Annotated in this window: 11 protein-coding genes and 1 pseudogene; 4 read left to right on the forward strand and 8 right to left on the reverse strand. The window is 72.1% G+C overall.

All coding sequences use genetic code 11. From position 1 onward, the window contains the following. Positions 1 to 11: 11 nt before the first annotated feature. The gene (locus OG226_RS40885; protein WP_328684745.1) at positions 12 to 506 is read right to left on the reverse strand and encodes an Lrp/AsnC family transcriptional regulator; all 495 of its coding nucleotides are present in this window, start codon (positions 504 to 506) and stop codon (positions 12 to 14) included. A gap of 60 nt (positions 507 to 566) precedes the next feature. On the opposite strand from OG226_RS40885, the gene OG226_RS40890 reads away from it, so the two are divergent. Further along, positions 567 to 1,796, forward strand: coding sequence for a trans-sulfuration enzyme family protein (locus OG226_RS40890; RefSeq protein WP_328684746.1), 1,230 nt, complete (start codon positions 567 to 569; stop codon positions 1,794 to 1,796). A gap of 10 nt (positions 1,797 to 1,806) precedes the next feature. Here the strand turns inward: OG226_RS40890 and OG226_RS40895 are convergent, their stop codons facing one another. The 5 genes from OG226_RS40895 to pdxR form a co-directional block, all read right to left on the reverse strand. After that, positions 1,807 to 3,267: a GNAT family N-acetyltransferase gene (locus OG226_RS40895; protein ID WP_443066950.1), complete on the reverse strand. Its 1,461-nt coding sequence runs from the start codon at positions 3,265 to 3,267 to the stop codon at positions 1,807 to 1,809. A 144-nt stretch (positions 3,268 to 3,411) separates the two neighbouring features. Further along, on the reverse strand, positions 3,412 to 6,075 hold the full coding sequence (locus OG226_RS40900) for a DUF7824 domain-containing protein (protein ID WP_329351793.1): 2,664 nt from the start codon (positions 6,073 to 6,075) through the stop codon (positions 3,412 to 3,414). Continuing rightward, positions 6,072 to 7,511, reverse strand: a complete 1,440-nt coding sequence (locus tag OG226_RS40905; protein WP_329351795.1) for an SWIM zinc finger family protein — start codon at positions 7,509 to 7,511, stop codon at positions 6,072 to 6,074. Before OG226_RS40905 ends, OG226_RS40900 begins: the two co-directional genes overlap by 4 nt. A 140-nt stretch (positions 7,512 to 7,651) precedes the next feature. Further along, on the reverse strand, positions 7,652 to 9,235 hold the full coding sequence (locus OG226_RS40910) for an alkaline phosphatase D family protein (protein WP_329351797.1): 1,584 nt from the start codon (positions 9,233 to 9,235) through the stop codon (positions 7,652 to 7,654). 136 nt (positions 9,236 to 9,371) lie between these two features. Further along, a complete protein-coding gene (gene pdxR / locus OG226_RS40915) occupies positions 9,372 to 10,862 on the reverse strand; it encodes a MocR-like pyridoxine biosynthesis transcription factor PdxR (protein WP_329351798.1) in 1,491 nt (496 codons plus the stop codon). Between the two features lie 47 nt (positions 10,863 to 10,909). On the opposite strand from pdxR, the pseudogene OG226_RS40920 reads away from it, so the two are divergent. Beyond that, positions 10,910 to 11,746: pseudogene (locus tag OG226_RS40920) on the forward strand (DMT family transporter); the annotation flags it as partial. A gap of 45 nt (positions 11,747 to 11,791) precedes the next feature. On the opposite strand, the gene OG226_RS40925 reads toward OG226_RS40920, so the two are convergent. Beyond that, positions 11,792 to 12,622 carry an alpha/beta fold hydrolase gene (locus tag OG226_RS40925; RefSeq protein ID WP_328684752.1) on the reverse strand — a complete coding sequence of 277 codons (831 nt, stop codon included), beginning with the start codon at positions 12,620 to 12,622 and terminating at the stop codon, positions 11,792 to 11,794. Positions 12,623 to 12,780: 158 nt separating this feature from the next. Here OG226_RS40925 and OG226_RS40930 point away from each other — a divergent pair, with 158 nt between their 5' ends. Beyond that, positions 12,781 to 13,665 (forward strand): RNA polymerase sigma-70 factor, encoded by an 885-nt coding sequence (locus OG226_RS40930; protein ID WP_329351799.1) that lies wholly within the window; start codon positions 12,781 to 12,783, stop codon positions 13,663 to 13,665. Between the two features lie 239 nt (positions 13,666 to 13,904). Beyond that, entirely contained in the window at positions 13,905 to 14,666 is a 762-nt protein-coding gene (locus tag OG226_RS40935) for a GntR family transcriptional regulator (protein WP_033283475.1), read from the forward strand. Positions 14,667 to 14,900: 234 nt separating this feature from the next. Here the strand turns inward: OG226_RS40935 and OG226_RS40940 are convergent, their stop codons facing one another. After that, on the reverse strand, positions 14,901 to 16,055 hold the full coding sequence (locus tag OG226_RS40940) for an ROK family transcriptional regulator (protein WP_328684755.1): 1,155 nt from the start codon (positions 16,053 to 16,055) through the stop codon (positions 14,901 to 14,903). Between the last annotated feature and the right edge of the window lie 3 nt (positions 16,056 to 16,058).

Here is a 16,058-nt window from a genome sequence, read left to right on the forward strand (position 1 = left end):
ACTCGGACCCGTCACCCCGATTCAGCTGTGGGCGTGGCAAGCGGCAGCAAAGGCCCGCAGTCCCACTGCTGGAAGATCAACCGGGTCTCCACCCGCGCCACCTCGCGCTGTGACGTGAACTCGTCCAGAACCAGCCGCTGCAGATCAGCCATGTCCGCCACGGCCACATGGACGACATAGTCGTCGGGACCGGTCAGATGGAACACGGTCCGCGACTCCGGCAACGCCCGGATCCGCTCCACGAACGGCCCCACCAACTCCCGCCGATGCGGTCGCACCTGCACCGACAGCAACGCCTCCAGCCCGCGTCCCAACTTGGCCGCGTCGACCCGCAGTTGATGCCCGAGGATCACCCCCGCCCGGCGCAGCCGCGCCACCCGGTCCAGACACGTCGACGGCGCGACCCCCACCTGCGCCGCGAGATCGCGATAGGTCGCCCGGGCATCGTTCTGCAGCAACCGCAACAGATGGAGATCCACCGGATCGAGTACGACGGATTCGGTCATTCATCGAACGTAACACGGACACTCAGCCATGGATTCCGCTCAATGTTCACCCTTGCATCCATGGACGCAACGAACCCGCACCCCTCCCCGGCTCCCCGAGCCCTGGCCACCGAAGCCGTGCACGCCGGCCGTGACGACCTCGCCCGGCAGGGCCTGCACGCCCCGCCGATCGACCTGTCGACCACCTACCCGTCGTACGACAGCCGTGGCGAGGCCGCGCGCGTCGACGCCTTCGCCGCCACCGGCGCCGAACCGGACGGCCCGCCCGTCTACGGCCGCGTCGGCAACCCGACCGTCTCCCGCTTCGAGACCGCCCTCGCCCGCCTCGAAGGCACCGAGAGCGCCGTGGCGTTCGCCAGCGGCATGGCGGCCCTGACCGCCGTGCTCCTGGCGCGGGCCGCGTCGGGGCTGCGACACGTGGTGGCGGTACGACCCCTCTACGGCAGCAGCGACCACCTGCTCACCGCCGGGCTGCTCGGCTCCGAGGTCACCTGGACCGATCCGGCCGGGATCGCCGACGCGCTGCGCTCCGACACGGGTGTGGTCGTCGTCGAGTCCCCGGCCAATCCGACCCTGGCCGAACTCGACCTGAGTGCCGTAGCCCGGTCCTGCGGCTCGGTCCCGCTCCTCGTGGACAACACCTTCGCCACCCCGGTCCTGCAACGCCCCGCCGAGCACGGCGCGCGCATCGTCCTGCACAGCGCGACCAAGTACCTCGGCGGGCACGGCGATGTGATGGCGGGCGTGGTGGCCTGCGACGAGGAGTTCGCCGGGACGCTGCGCCAGATCCGCTTCGCGACGGGCGGTGTACTGCATCCGCTCGCCGGCTACCTCCTGCTGCGCGGCCTGTCGACCCTGCCGGTACGGGTGCGGGCCGCGTCCGCCAACGCCGCCGAACTCGCCCGCCGCCTCACCGCCGACCCGCGCGTCGCCCGCGTCCACTACCCGCGCATCGGCGGCGCGATGATCGCCTTCGAGGTCCACGGAGACCCGCACGAGGTCACCGCCGCAGTCCGCCTCATCACCCCCGCCGTCAGCCTCGGCAGCGTGGACACCCTCATCCAGATCCCGGCCTCCCTCTCCCACCGCGTGGTGGGAGAGGAGGACAGGAAGGGGTCGGGCGTGAGCGACGGCTTGCTGCGGCTGTCGGTGGGACTGGAGGACGTCGAGGACCTGTGGTCGGATTTGGACAGGGCTCTTGCGCCCGTCCCGAGGGGCGCGGGGCTGTGCTCATATGCGGCTCCGCCGCGGGGCGCGACCAGCCACGACGCACCCGCGCCCGTCAACTGATCCGCAACCGCTACGGCGCTTCGGCCCTCCCGAACTCCGTGGCCTCCGCAACCCCCACAGCCGCACCCAGCCGAGCCGTGACGACCAGCGTCCCCTCCTCGATCTGATAGTCGAGCGGCAGCTCAAGCCCCCGCATCGCCGCAACCATCCCCGTGTTGGACGCCTGCGTCACCGCGTACACGCTCTCGCACCCCGCCTCGACAGCCATCCCCACCAGCCGCCCCAACAACTCACTGCCGATACCCCGCCGCTGCCAGTCGTCCTCGACCAGCAGCGCGACCTCCGTCTCGTCCCCGTCCCACATCAGATGCCCGAGCCCGACGATCCGCCCCGACGCCGTCTGCACCGCGAGCGTCCGCCCGAAGCGCGGAGAGAGCAGGTGGTTGAGATAGCGGTCGGCGTCACCGACCGGCCCGTGGTACCGCATACCGAGCGTCCGCGCCGAGCACCGCTCGTGCATCTCCCGCGCCGCGTCCAGATCACCGGTGTCCGCGCGCCGCACGGTGATCGCGTTGCCCTCGGGCAGCGTCAGTACGTCCTGGCTGCGCGGGATGCGCGGACCGAGCCGGGCGTCCAGCTCGACCAGCGCACGCGCCCGGGCGAACTCGGTGGGCGTGAACGGCAGATACGGCCGCTCCACTGTGATCACTCCGCCTTCCGGCGCCCGCAGTCGCATGACCGTGTCCTCCAACGCCCCCTCCACCGGCACCGATTCCGGCTCGCGCCCCTTGCCCGCGATGGTCGCGGGCAGCGAACGGATGGTGCACCGGCCCAACAACTGCCGTAGCGCCAGGGGAAGTTCGGCCGCGTCCAGGGCCGTCCGGGTGGCCAGGCCCAGGACGCGGGTCGGTGCGTCCACCAGGTCGTGGGCATCGGCCCGCTCGATCCAGGTGCCCGAACCGCCGGCCGATGCCACCGCCCGGGTGATCTCGGACGCCGCGACCTCGGCCGGCGCCCGCAGCAGGAACTCGTCCACCGTGCCCTCGGCCAGCGGATGCGTCTGCAGGCTCAGGATGTCGACCCGCCGGCCGGCCAGCGCCGTGCACAACACCGCCAGCGACCCCGGCGCGTCCTGCACCGTCGTCCGCATCCGCCACAGCGACGCCGCCTCGACGACCGGACCGGCCGTCGCGGACGACTGCGCGGACCCGGACACGGACGTGGACGCGACCTCTGCTCCGGTCCGCTCGGTCGGCCCGGTCTGCCGCGGTTCCGCGGTCGGCCGGGCGCCGGTATCGCCCGTCGGCGGCGCGTGACCGTGGCGGCGTGACCACCACGTGTGGAACCCCGCCGTGGCGATCAGCGCCAGCGCGGAGATCGCCAGCAGCACCGGACCGTCGGGCCCGTGCCCCACCAGATCCGCCACGACGTCCGCCACCGCGACCGCCGTGAACAGCGCGGCCAGCTCCACCAGGTCCCGCCGCCAGTGGTGCACCGGACGCCCGTGCTTCGCGCGCGTCACGTCAAACATGTCTCGACTCATGCACCCACTGTGAAGGAAGGGTGTTGCGTGATCACGAACGCTCTGTGACCTACTGGTAAAAGCGTGGTTCTGTACCTTTTGCCGTTCTTTTGGCGAGTGCGGTGCACCGGAGGTCAGCCCTGTCGCCCTACGTCATGCGGCCACCTCCGCCACCAGCGCGCTGCGCAGCCGACGTGCCTGCGTGACCAGCCGGGACGAGCCGCTCCGGGCCGCCGTCTGCGCCAGATACGGCAGTTCACCCCGCGCCCCCGACCGCTCCGCGCACTCGGCGGCCACGGCCAGGAGGTCCCCGAGCCCCCGCGCGTGGGCGGGCTTGGCATCACCGTCGAGGTCGGCGAGCAACGCGGCCAGGGTGTGCCGGAGAATCCCCCAGATGGTCGCGTTCGCCCCGGTCGCCGCCCCCGTCCGCACCGACTCGGCGAGCCGCGACGGCTTCACGGCCCCGCTCCGCACCAACTCCCCGAGATCCGCACCCAACCGGTCCACGTCCAACTGCCCCCGCGCCGCGAGCACCAGCAACGCGTCTACGGCGGCGAGCCGATCCTCGGGGTGCCGCGCGCCGAGCCCGTACGCCAGACACAGGTGCGTGGCCTGACCCGCCACCCCCTCGGACTCGGCCAGCAGCGGGAGTACGGAGGCCGCGCCGCGGGTGTCGTCCAGGGCGGCGGCCGACACGTCCCGCACCAGCCGCGCCGCCACCAGTTCACGACGCTCGGGGAGTATCGCGAGCCAGTGCCGCTGCATCTCCTGGGTCCAGTGGTAGCAGTACCAGCGGTCGCCGTAGGCGGTCACCGGCTTGCCCAGCGCGCGGAACTCCGCCGGGAAGTCCTCCTGAAGATCGAGGAGTTCACCCAACTCGACCACGACGCGCATCCCGGCCGTCCGGCGCCTGCTCAGGGGCAGGGTGGGGTTCTCGGACGTCAGCCAGCGCGCGAGCCGGGTACCCTCCGCCGTGCCGAGAGCCTCCGCCCGCTCGGCGGCAACCGTTGCCGCCCCCCGGTCCTCGCGGCGCACCCGCAGCAGCGCCTGCGCGAAGTCGGCCTCCGAGACCCGCGCGCCCAGGCGCCGGTACGCGTCCAGCCGGGCCACCAACTCGTCCGGCTCCAGCAGCCCCGTACTCCAACTCGGCGTCGACAACAGGAACGGCAGCGGCTCAGCGCGGAGCCGGTACGCCACCTCCCACAGTCGGGCGTCGAAGGCCCGCGTCAGCGCGCTGTGCCCGCACTCCTGGCCCCGCCGGCCGCGTTGCACCCCTTCGTGGAGGGTGACGGTGCGTACTTTGTCCAGCAGGGTGGCCAGCAGGAGGTCGAGCCCGTACGAACCGCTGCCGAAGCTGTGGTGCGACCTGCTGAAGTGGTCGTCCGGACGCTGGACGTGACCGGGGGCGTCACCGGCCCACCAGCGGCGCGCGACCACCGGACCCAGCGCCTCCAGGAGGACGTCCCGGTCGCGGTGGGCATGGCGGACGAGTCCGTCCAGCGCGCGCTCGAACACCGTCACATCGCCCTCGGTCGCCAGCAACACCCCCAGTTCCTCGGCGAGTTCGACCGCCGACTCGGGCGCCGGCGCGAGGCGCACCGGCGCCGGGGCGGGCGGGAGCATCTCCTCGTACACCATCGACGCCGCCGTCGCCGGCGCCGCGCCCAGCGTCTCGACCGCGCGTGTGCGCAGAGCGGGGATCAACTGGTCGGCTGCCGCGGCGAGTTCACCCCGTACCTCGGGGGAGCCGACCTTCTTGAGGTGCCGCTCGACCAACTTCAGCGCCCGCTCCTGTACGTCCGCGTCCTCGTGCCCGAAGGCCTGTGCGAGGGCGGGCAGCACCTCGTCTGCGGCGGACGCGTCCCGCGCCAACACCTTCCCCAGCAGCACGAGTTGGGCCCGGACGAGCTTCTTCTCGGGCCGGAACAGCACCGCGTCCGACATCTCCGCCAGCCGGCGCGGCGTCAACTCCCCGTCCAGAACCAGAGAACCGAGCACCGACTGGGCATGCGACGCCACCACGGACACCGCGTCCGAGGCCAGCGCCAGCCAGTCGGCGATCCGCTCCCGCTCCTCCTCACGGGTCAGGGCGAGGGCCTTCAACACGCGCAGGAACACCCGGTTGTCGAGGGTCGTACCGCCCCGCAGCAGCCGGGCCACGCACGCGTCCACCGTGCGCCTCCGGTCCAGGACACCTTCGGCGGTGAGCTGGGCGAGCGCGTCGACCCAGCTGTTCGGCCCCTCGGTCGACGACCACTCCAGCGGGCTGCCGATGTCCTCCGTCTCGAAGACCGCGTGCACCAGCTCCGCGAGATGTGGGTCCATGCGCAGGCGGTCGAGGAGGGTGTTCCCGAGCTGCCGCAGGTGGCTGATGTGCTCCACCCAGCCCCGCACATAGGCGTCCGTCGTCGGCACCGGGCAGCCGGAGAGCCGCACCAGACCGGCCATCAGCTCGTACGGCACGTCGGCGGAGGCCGGGCGTCCGGCGAGGCGGTGCGTCACGTCGGCGAGCCAGGCGGTGTCGCGGTCGCCCAGGATGTGGATCAGCAGCGCCGGGGACGACCGAGACCAACGCATGTCGGCGGCGGCGATCCAGGTCGCCACGGCTGCCGCCCCCGTCTCGCAGGCGGCCCCGGCCGCGTGCAGGGCAGGATAGGCGCGACGGGACGGCTCCTCCCACGGCGCCTTGCGCAGCTCCTTGCGGAGTTCCTTCAACTCCGGCAGGAACGAGCGCCGTTCGGCGTCCGTCAACCCGTCGAGCAGCCCCACCGCCTCGGCCGTCCGGCCTGCCCGCACCGCTTCCATCAGCGAACTCATCGCACACCCCCGTCGACCCGCACCATGTTCTGATCCGCATTCCGGTCCGCGTCCCGGACCGTGCTCTGCTCCGTCGCTTCGCCCCGCCGCACCATCCGTACCGCCAGCGCGTGCTTGCACGGTCCGCGCCCGCCCCGGTACTTCGCCCACCACACGCAGCTGCAACTCAGCACCCCTGCCTCGTCCCGCACCCTGTGCACATGACCGTCCTCGGCGGTCACCGTCCCGATCGCGCCCTCCAGGGTCACCGCCCCCGCCGCCACGAGCGCGTGGGCGGAGCGCAACCGCGGATTGTGACGCTCCACGCGCCGCGCGTCGTACGGCAGTTCACGGTGGAAGTAGGCCGCCTCCGCCGTGTCGTATCCGACGCGTCCCGAGGTGCCCAGCCGGGTCAGCGCGGCGCGGACCCGCTCGGGCGCGAGTCCCGAGGAGGCGGCCATGTCGGCGACGTCGATGCGGGGCTCCCAGGCCAGCAGTACGGAGATCAACTCCGCGTCCTCGCCCGCCTCGTCGGCCGCGAGTGCGTCCAGGACCCCGCCCTCGCCGGAGAATCCGCGCGACGCGTCCGGCGACAGTGTGAGGGTGAGCCGCATGCCCGGCAGGACGGCCTCCCACGCACCGGCCGAAGCCGAGGTGCCGACGGCGGAGGGGCCGTAGATTCGCAGGGCCGTCGCGTGGCGCAGGACGCGCTGGAGGGCGATCAGACGCTCCGGGCCCGGGAGGCACACCGCGCCCGGTACGGGGCGGGTGGTCGGGCGCAGGCCGCGTCCCGCCGGTACGACCCAGCGCGGGCCGCTCGTGGTGCCGCGCGCGCCGCTCTTCGGGAGTGAGCGCAGGAACCGGACCGCCTCCGCCGCGGGCAGCTCGGCCCGCAGGTCGAAGCCGGCCGCTATCACCTGGGCCTCCGCGAAGCCGCGCAGCCACCGGTCCGGCAGCGGCACCTTCTTCTCCACGACCGGGCCGTCCAGCGTGGTGACCGCCAACTCCTCCGGGCCGACCCGGAGATGGAGCGGATCGTCCGTGCCGATCCGGGACAGGGCCTCGCGCAGCGGGTTGTTGACGTCGACGTTCGTCGTGCCGTGTCCCACCTCGTCGCCGTCGAGGCCGGGGGCGAGGACGTCCAGCCGCGCGTACACCCCGCCGCAGCCCGAGAAGGACTCGAAGCGCAGCCGGTCGCCGCCCGCCGTCACCACCGGGTCGAGCGAGGAGGGCAGTTGGCGCTGGTAGTACCGCGTGGCCGCCACGTCGGCCACCGCGAGCAGCGCCGCCGAGGCCACCTGAGGAGCGGTCAGGAAGCCCGCGAAGAAGCGCGGATGGTCGGTGACACCCGAAGGAGTCGCACCCTGTGAGGTCTCAAGGCCGAGGCGCCGCTCACCCGCCGACGACTCCAGCACGGAGGGTCGGCGATAGGTCACGGCCTGCAAAGATCGCGTCATGCAAAAACCGTAGAGGCCACCACTGACAATCGCTCTGACCTGCGAAAACGTCCATCCCGACGGAGAGTTGGCAGGCGTCGGCGCACGCCGCGCACCGGGGGATGACGCCGGTGCGCGGCTCAGGTACGAGGGTAGTGGAGTTACTGGCCGACCCGTCCCGGCTGAAGGGTCTTGGTGAACAGCAGGGTGCCGTCCTGCTCGCGCAGACGCACCGTCAACTCCCCGCTGTGGCCGTCGATGTCGACCTCGCCGAAGAACTGGTAGCCCTCGGCGGGCGACACGTTCTGCGCGGTCGGCGCCTTCACGAACACCCGCTCCGGACCGAAGGTGTTGTCGAGGTCGCTGGCCGGGAAGGCGCCCGCGTTCAGCGGACCGGAGACGAACTCCCAGAACGGCTCGAAGTCGGTGAACGCGGCCCGCGAGGGCTGGTAGTGCTGGGCGGAGGTGTGGTGCACGTCGGCCGTCAGCCACACGGTGCCGGTGATCCGTCGGTGCTTGATGTACCGCAGCAGCTCGGCGATCTGCAGTTCACGCCCGAGCGGCGCGCCCGGGTCGCCCTGCGCGACCGCCTCGATGTTCGGCTTGCCCTCGGTCGCGTCGGGTACGACCAGACCCAGCGGCATGTCGGCGGCGATCACCTTCCACACCGCACGCGAGCGCGACAACTCCCGCTTGAGCCACTCCAGTTGCTCCCGGCCGAGGATGCCCTGCGGGTCCACGGTCTGTCTGTCGGGCGAGTTGGCGTTGCGGTAGGTCCGCATGTCCAGGACGAACACGTCGAGCAGCGGGCCGTGCCGCATCACGCGCTGGACCCGACCCTCCTTGGCACCCGGCCGCAGCGTCGAGATCGGGAAGTACTCGCTGAACGCCCGCCGGGCGCGCACCGCCATGACGTCGACGTTCTTCTCCGTGTAGCGGGTGTCGGAGGCGGCGATCACCTCACCCGGGTACCAGTTGTTGCGCACCTCGTGGTCGTCCCACTGGATGATCGACGGCACCTGTGCGTTGAACCGTTTGAGGTTCTCGTCGAGCAGGTTGTAGCGGAAGTTCCCGCGGAACTCGGCCAGGGTCTCGGCGACCTTGGACTTCTCCTCCGTGGTGACGTTCCTGTAGAGGCTGCCGTCGGGCAGCGCCTGGGTCGCCGTGATCGGACCGTCGGCATAGATGTTGTCGCCGCTGCAGAGGAAGAAGTCCGGGTCGAGCTTGCCCATGGCGTCGTAGATGCGGTAGCCGCCGAGATCGGGGTTGATGCCCCAGCCCTGCCCCGCCAGGTCGCCGGACCACAGGAAACGCACGCCGCGCCGTCCGGTCGGCACCGTGCGGAACGTGCCGGCGACCGGCTCGCCCGTACGGCGCGGGTCGTCGGGGTCGGCGAGCAGGACCCGGTAGTGGATCTGCTCCCCCGAGGGCAGCCCGCGCAGCCGGGTCGTGCCGGTGAAGTCCGTGCCGGCGCCGAGCAGCGGACCGTGCCACCGGTGCGGATTGCGGAACGACTCGGTGGCCGAGGTCTCCACGATCATCCGGGCCGGGCGGTCCGAACGCACCCACACCAGACCGGAGTCCGAGGTCACATCGCCCGCCTGCACGCCCCAGCCCGCCTTGGGACGCCCGGACAGGGCGAAGGCCGGGGCGGCGCCGAGGGCGGCGGGCACGGTCAGGGCCGCCGACGCGGCCAGGGAGCCGCGCAGAACGCTGCGGCGGGCGGGGAACGGACGAGGTGACATGGGGTTGCGCCTCCACGGACGGGATGCGGTCAGGGTGCACCGCAACAACTACTGGTGCGCCACAGCGCACACGGAAACCACAGGTGAACAACGGAACGCGGTCACATGGGGGCCCGCGCGCGACATCGGAGACTCTCTACGGGCGTACGGCGTCGGCCATCAGACCCACCCCTGCACGAATCCGCCCGGGAGACAGCTGCGCGTACCCCAGGACGAGCCGTACGACCGCGTCGTCCACGCGCGCGTGGGCGTAGGCGTAGGCGCTGAGCGGGCGCACCGCGACACCGGCGGAGTCCACGCGTTCCAGGAAGTCCTCCGGAGGGCCGTACTTCTCCGGCAGTTCGGCGATGACATGCAGCCCCGCCGCGATCCCGGTCACCCGCGCTCCGGGGAAGTGCTCCTCCAGGGCGTCGACGAGGGCGTCACGTCGCTGCCGGTAGGCGCGCTGGCAGCGCCGCAACTGCCGGTCGTAGTCGCCGCGTTCCAGGAAGCGGGCGAACAGTGCCTGGTCGAGGGTCGGGTGGCCGAGGTCCATGGTGCGCTTGCGTTCGACGACCTCGTCGGTCAGCGACTCGGGCACCAGCAACCAGCCGAGCCGCAGCCCCGGAGCAAGGGATTTGCTGACCGAGCCCGCGTAGGCCACATGCTCCGGGTCGAGTCCCTGGAGCGCGCCTACGGGAGCTCGGTCGTAGCGGAAGTCGCCGTCGTAGTCGTCCTCGAAAACCAGACCGTCCACCGACCGTGCCCAGTCGAGGAGTTGGGCCCGTCGGCGCGCGGAGTAGGCGATGCCCGTGGGGAACTGATGGGCGGGTGTGGTCACTACGGCCCGTACACCCGACGCCCGTAGCGGCCCGATCGCGATGCCCTCCTCGTCCAGGGGCAGCGGCACGGTGCCGACGCCCGCCGAGGCGTACAGGGCGCCGTGCTGGGGACTGCCCGGGTCCTCTACGCCGACGGTGCGTGTCCCGCGCGCGTGGAGCACGAATCCGAGCAGCGCCGTCGCCTGCGCCACTCCGGAGACCACGACGAGCCGCTCCGGGTCGGCGACCACACCCCGGCGGCGCGCGAGGAGTTCCGCGAGAGCCGTGCGCAACCGGGGCAGCCCGCGCGGATCGGGATAGCCGAGCATCTCGTGCGGCGACTCCGTCAGCACACCGCGCTGCGCCGCGGCCCAGGCGGCGCGCGGGAACAGCGACAGGTCCGGCGTGCCGGGCACGAAGTCGGCGCGGGCGCCGGGGGAGCGCGGCGCGCGGTCACGCGCGCGTGGCCGCGCCGCTCGTACCGCACCGCCCACCCAGGTGCCCGCGCCCCGGCCGCTGCGCAGATAGCCCTCCGCCGTCAACTGCTCGTACGCCTCTGTGACGAGCCCCCGCGACACTCCGAGGTCGGCCGCCAGATCCCGGCTCGACGGCAGCCGGGTGTCCGGTGCCAGCCGCCCCGAACGCACCGCCTCGCGCAGCGCCGCCTGAAGGGAGCGGCCACGCGCGCGTGCCGGTGCCGAGGCGGCGGGCAGCAGCAACTCCCAGGCGGCGGAACCCGTCAGCCCTTCCCGATCGGTCGGTCCCTCCGGATCGGTCAGCCCCTCCGGATTGGTCGGTCCCTCCGGATTGGTCCGCGATGACGTCATGGAAGTGGACCTTAAACCGGACCGCCGCTCTCCCTAGCGTCGCTGCCATGAACGCCACCACCGCCCGCGGCACCCCGCTCGCCGCCTTCGCCTGCGTCCTCGTGGGCGCGTCCTTCACCGCGAACAGCGTCCTGGGCCACTACCCGTACGCGGGCGGCCAGTTCCTGCGCTACGGCCTCGCCTGCCTGCTCCTCGTCCCGTTCACCGGCAAGGACGCGAGGGCACGACTTCGCGGGCTCACTCCACGCCAATGGGCCCGTCTCGCACTGCTCGCGGCCGTCGGCATGGTCGGCTTCAACCTGGCCGTCATCGCCGCCGAACGCAGCGCCGAACCGGCCGTCCCCGGCGTCTTCGTGGGCTGCGCTCCCGTAGCCGTCGCGGTCCTCGTCCCCCTCCTGGAGGGACGCCGTCCACGCCGGATCGTGCTCTACGGGGCGTCGCTCGTCGCCGTCGGCGCGTTCACGGTCCAGGGCTGGGGCCGTACCGACGGCGCCGGAATCGCCTTCTCCGGGTGCGCACTCGCGGGCGAGGTGGGCTTCGCGGTGCTCGCGGTTCCCGTACTGCGGCCCCTGGGACCGCGATTGCTGTCGGCCACCGTGTGCGGGCTCGCCGCGGTCGAGGCGGCGACGGCCGGTCTGGTCCTCGACGGGACCGCCTGGCTGCGGCGCCCCGACGGCACCGAGACCGCCGCGCTGCTGTGGCAGGCGGCGGTCGTCACGGTCGTCGGCTTCGTGTGCTGGTACATGGGCATGCAGCGGATCGGCGCGGAGCGCGCCACGCTCTTCTCCGGCCTCATCCCGGTCGCCGCCGCCGCTACCGCGCCACTCGTCGGAACGGGCTCCTACGGGGCCGCGCAGGCCGCCGGCAGCGCCCTCGTCGGCGCCGGAGTCGCCCTGGGATCGGGCGCGTTGGGGCTGCTCCCGCGCCGGTCAGCGGCTGCCGTCGAGGATGACGCGCGCGACCAGGGCCGGGTCGTCGTTCATCGGGCAGTGCCCGCAGCCGGGCAGCCGCACCAGCCGGGAGCGGGGGATCAACCGCTTGGCGCGGACGCCCTGGCGGCGCAGCAGCAGCCGGTCCTGCGTGCCCCAGGCCACGGTGACCGGGATGCCGGGGATGTCGTCGGTGAACAGGACGCTCGTACCGGCCCGGAGTGTGTCGTCGAACCCGGGGGCGTTGACCAGCGCGAGCGTCTCGGCGACCACGGCCTCGGGTGAACGGCGGCCCGGGCGGGCGTAGATGGTGCTGGTGAGCGCGGTGCGGCCGGCCGTCGTGCGCGCGAGCCTCTCGACCAGCGGGAGCGGCATGCGGCGCGCGATCTGCCGCATGGTGAGCAGCACACCGAAGGCGTAGCGACGCTCGGCCTGGGACCAGAACCCGGCGGGGGAGAGGGCGGTGACGGACCGTACGACCTTCTCGCGGCCCAGCTCCAGGGCCATCAGACCGCCGAGGGAGTTGCCCGCCGCATGCGGGCGGTCGAGCCCCAGTGCCTCGCAGAAGGCCCTGAACACGGCGGCCGTCGTGGTCAGGTCGTACGTCAGCCCCTCCGGGAGCGCGGGCGAGGCGCCGAACCCGGGCAGGTCCACGGCGATCACGTCGCGCTCGGTCGCGAGGATGTCCACCACCGGGTCCCAGGCCTGGCGGTGGTGGCCTATGCCGTGCAGCAGGAGCAGCGGTTCGCCGCGACCCACGCGCGCGTAGGACACGGTCACGGTCTTCGGGCCCCGCGGAGTGGGGACCGGGAAGGAGACGGTGGCGGACATGGGGATGCTCCTCGTCTGGGACGTACTGGCAGACGCCGTACAGGCCGTGTAGACAGCTTGTCAGCAACTGCTACTCACCGGTAGCCCCAGATGCGGGGGACCTTGGAGCCCACGGTTTTCTGCTGGACAGAGCAGCGCCCAACGCATGGGATGAGGCGGTGACCACCGACACCCCGACCGATGTCTTCGAAGCACACCGCCCCGTCCTCATGGGAGTCGCCTACCGCATGCTCGGGCGGGTGACCGACGCCGAGGACGTGGTCCAGGACGCCTGGCTGCGCTGGTCCGCCGCCGACCGCGCCGAGGTCCGCGAACCGCGCGCCTACCTGGTGCGCGTCACCACCCGCCTCGCCATCGACCGGCTCCGCCAGGTCAAGGCGCGCGGCGAGGCCTACGTGGGCCCATGGCTGCCGGAGCCGTACGTCACCGACTTCGGGGACGCCGTCCCCGACACCGCGGAACGCGCCGTGCTCGCCGACTCCGTCTCCCTCGCCGTACTCGTCGTCCTGGAGTCGCTGTCCCCGCTGGAACGCGCCGTGTTCGTCCTCAGGGAGGCGTTCGGCTACCCGTACGCAGACATCGCGGCCATGCTGGACCGCGGCGAGCCGGCCGTGCGCCAACTCGCCGGCCGGGCCCGCAAACACGTCGACGAACGGCGCCCGCGCTACGAGGTCGACCCCGCCCAACGCCGCGATCTCACCGAGCGGTTCCTCGCCGCGGCTGCCGAAGGCGACCTGGCGGGCCTCATGGAGATGCTCGCCCCGGACGTCCGCCTGATCGGCGACAGCGGCGGCAAGTCCAAGGCGCCGCTGCGGATCCTGGAGACCGCCGACAATGTGGGCCGCTTCCTGGTCGCCGTCGCCGGGAAGAGCGTCCCGGAGATGTCGTTCCGCTTCCTGGAGCTCAACGGCGGACCCGCGGTGCTGATCCTTTCGGGTGACACGCCCGACAGCGTCTTCCAGGTGGACGTATCCGCCGGACGCATCCGCTCCGTCTACATCGTCCGCAACCCCGACAAGCTTCGATCACTGGCTTCCGCTTAGCCCCAGCCCCGGCGGAGCCCCCGTTTCGAGACGGGGGCTTTGCCGTTACGTCACGAAGAACACCCTGTACGAACGCCCTGTGAACGCTCCGCGGCAGACGCTCTGTGCATCGCATATGACATGGAGGATTGGTCTTGACCAAGGGTGGGGGGCGTCCTATGGTCGCAGATAAGTGAAACAACCTTTAATAAACAAGGGCGCTAAAACGCCGCCGGAACACGGCGATTGCGGAGGACAGGGTGGGGACCACGCAGTTGGAATCGGTGCCGGAGCCGAAGTACTGGCATCTCAAGACAGTGCTGAGTGAGGCACTGGACTCCGAGTTCTCCGTGGGCGAGATCCTGCCCAACGAGCGCGACCTGGCGGCCCGCTTCGGCGTCGCCCGGGCCACGCTCCGGCAGGCTCTGGAACAACTCGAACTGGAAGGCCGGCTGCAGCGCCGTCGCGGAGTCGGTACGACCGTCGCGCCGCCACGCGTGGGTGTCGCCGTCGGCACCGAGCAGCACGCCTGGCCGGGCGCCGGGGAGGACGCCTGGCAGTCCGTCGACTGTGTGCTGGCGGCTCCGCCGGCGGCCGTAGCGGACGTCCTGGAGACCGGTTCCGAGGAACTGGTCCACACCGTGCGGCGCTCCCGGGTGAGCCACGGCCAGCCGGTCGCCGCCGAACTGCTCTACATCCCGGAGTCGTCGGTGCCCGACCTCTCCGCCATAGACACTCCCTCCGCGACGGCACGCGCGCGTGCCGTACTGCGCGAGCTGCAGCGCCTCGAACTGGAGGGCCAGGACCGCGCCGTGGAACTCGGCTCGGCCCGCGCGGACGACGCCAAGGAACTGGACCGCCTCCCCGGAGCCCCGGTCCTCGTCGTCACGACCCGCTTCTTCGCCGAGGGCCGCACCGCAGCGGTCTCCGTCGCGACCTACCGCGCAGACACCTGCCGCCTGACCTTCGCCGACTCCGGAGGCGTGGAAATCCACCACGGCCCAGAACGCCAGGCATCCTGACCGAGATCACGGTTCATCCGTCGCGCCCCGGGAACTCCACCCGGGGCGCGACGCGTTCTATGTGCCGGGCGTGGCAGCGCCTCAAAGGAGCGCGGGGAACTGCGCGCCCAGCCACAACGGACCCGCAGCCGACAATCGACCACCGCGCCCCGCCCCAACGCCGCCGCAGTCGAAAGACAACCATCAAGGCCGGCCACAACGAACCCACACCCGGCACACGACCAACGCCGCCAGCTAGCGCCGCGTCACCGTGCCCTCGACCGCGAACAGTTGCTCCTCGACATGGTCAAGAGCCAACCGCAACGCCCCAGTTGCCGCAGCGGCCTCCCCGAGCAACGACAACGCGACCTTCGGCGGCCGTAGGCAATACCGCGCCAACTCCCGCCGCAACGGCTCCAGTACACCGTCCAGCCCGGCCGCCCACCCACCCACGACGACCAACTCGGGATCGAGCGCCAGCACCAGCGCGGCGACATCGTGAACAAGGCGCTGGATGAACCGGTCGACAGCCGCCCGCGCCCGCTGGTCCCCGTCCCGCGCCAGCGCGAAGACCTGCGCCACAGCCTGCTCGTCCAACGGATGCAGCGGCTCGTCCGTGGTGGAGAGCAACGTCTCCGGAGTCACGTCCCGCCCCAGCAGATGCAGCGCGCCGATCTCACCGGCAGCCCCGCGATACCCCCGGTGCAGCCGCCCCCCGATCAGTGAACCGGCGCCCGGACTCAACCCGGCCAGCACCATCACCATGTCGTCGGACTCGGTCGCCGCACCCTTCCAGTGCTCGGCGACCGCCGCCGCGTTGGCATCGTTCTCGACCAGCACCGGGCACTTGAAGGACCGGCTCAACCGCTCGCCCAGATGCAGCCCCGTCCACTCGGGCAACGCCGTGCCCAGCCGTACGGTGCCGTCCGCCTCGACGATCCCCGGCGTGGCGACGCCCACCGCGCGCAGCGAGCCGCGTGCGACCCCGGCCCGGCGCAGCAGCTCGGCGACCGCGGTACGCAGCCGCTCCAGGCGCTCGTCCGCCGAGGCCGTCTCGTCGACGTCCTTGGCGATCGCGCCGAGCACCCGCCCGTCCAGGTCGGCGAGGAGCACGGCGACGCGATGTGCGCCGATCTCCAGGCCCAGCAGATGCCCGGCCTCGGCCCGGAACCTGAACCGCCGCGCGGGCCGCCCCTGCCGCCGTACAACGCTCTCGTCGGCCGCCTTCTCGACGACCAGCCCGGCGTCCATCAGTCCCTCGACGACGCCCTCGACGGTCGGCCGGGACAGACCGGTCACCCGGGTGATCTCCGTCAGCGTGGCGCAGTCCGTGGCACGCAACGCGTGCAACACCACCGCGGAGTTGATCCTCCGCAGCAGCGAGGGGTCCCCGCCGGTCAGCCCCGCCAAGGT

Source organism: Streptomyces sp. NBC_01261 (assembly GCF_036226385.1).
Lineage (GTDB): Bacteria > Actinomycetota > Actinomycetes > Streptomycetales > Streptomycetaceae > Streptomyces.

What these genes read in the sequence shown, in the direction of transcription:
- OG226_RS40885 (WP_328684745.1), bottom strand. Translation starts at nt 506, where the DNA reads ATGACCGAATCCGTCGTACTCGATCCGGTGGATCTCCATCTGTTGCGG.
- OG226_RS40890 (WP_328684746.1), top strand. Translation starts at nt 567, where the DNA reads ATGGACGCAACGAACCCGCACCCCTCCCCGGCTCCCCGAGCCCTGGCC.
- OG226_RS40895 (WP_443066950.1), bottom strand. Translation starts at nt 3,267, where the DNA reads ATGTTTGACGTGACGCGCGCGAAGCACGGGCGTCCGGTGCACCACTGG.
- OG226_RS40900 (WP_329351793.1), bottom strand. Translation starts at nt 6,075, where the DNA reads ATGAGTTCGCTGATGGAAGCGGTGCGGGCAGGCCGGACGGCCGAGGCG.
- OG226_RS40905 (WP_329351795.1), bottom strand. Translation starts at nt 7,511, where the DNA reads ATGACGCGATCTTTGCAGGCCGTGACCTATCGCCGACCCTCCGTGCTG.
- OG226_RS40910 (WP_329351797.1), bottom strand. Translation starts at nt 9,235, where the DNA reads ATGTCACCTCGTCCGTTCCCCGCCCGCCGCAGCGTTCTGCGCGGCTCC.
- pdxR (WP_329351798.1), bottom strand. Translation starts at nt 10,862, where the DNA reads ATGACGTCATCGCGGACCAATCCGGAGGGACCGACCAATCCGGAGGGG.
- OG226_RS40925 (WP_328684752.1), bottom strand. Translation starts at nt 12,622, where the DNA reads ATGTCCGCCACCGTCTCCTTCCCGGTCCCCACTCCGCGGGGCCCGAAG.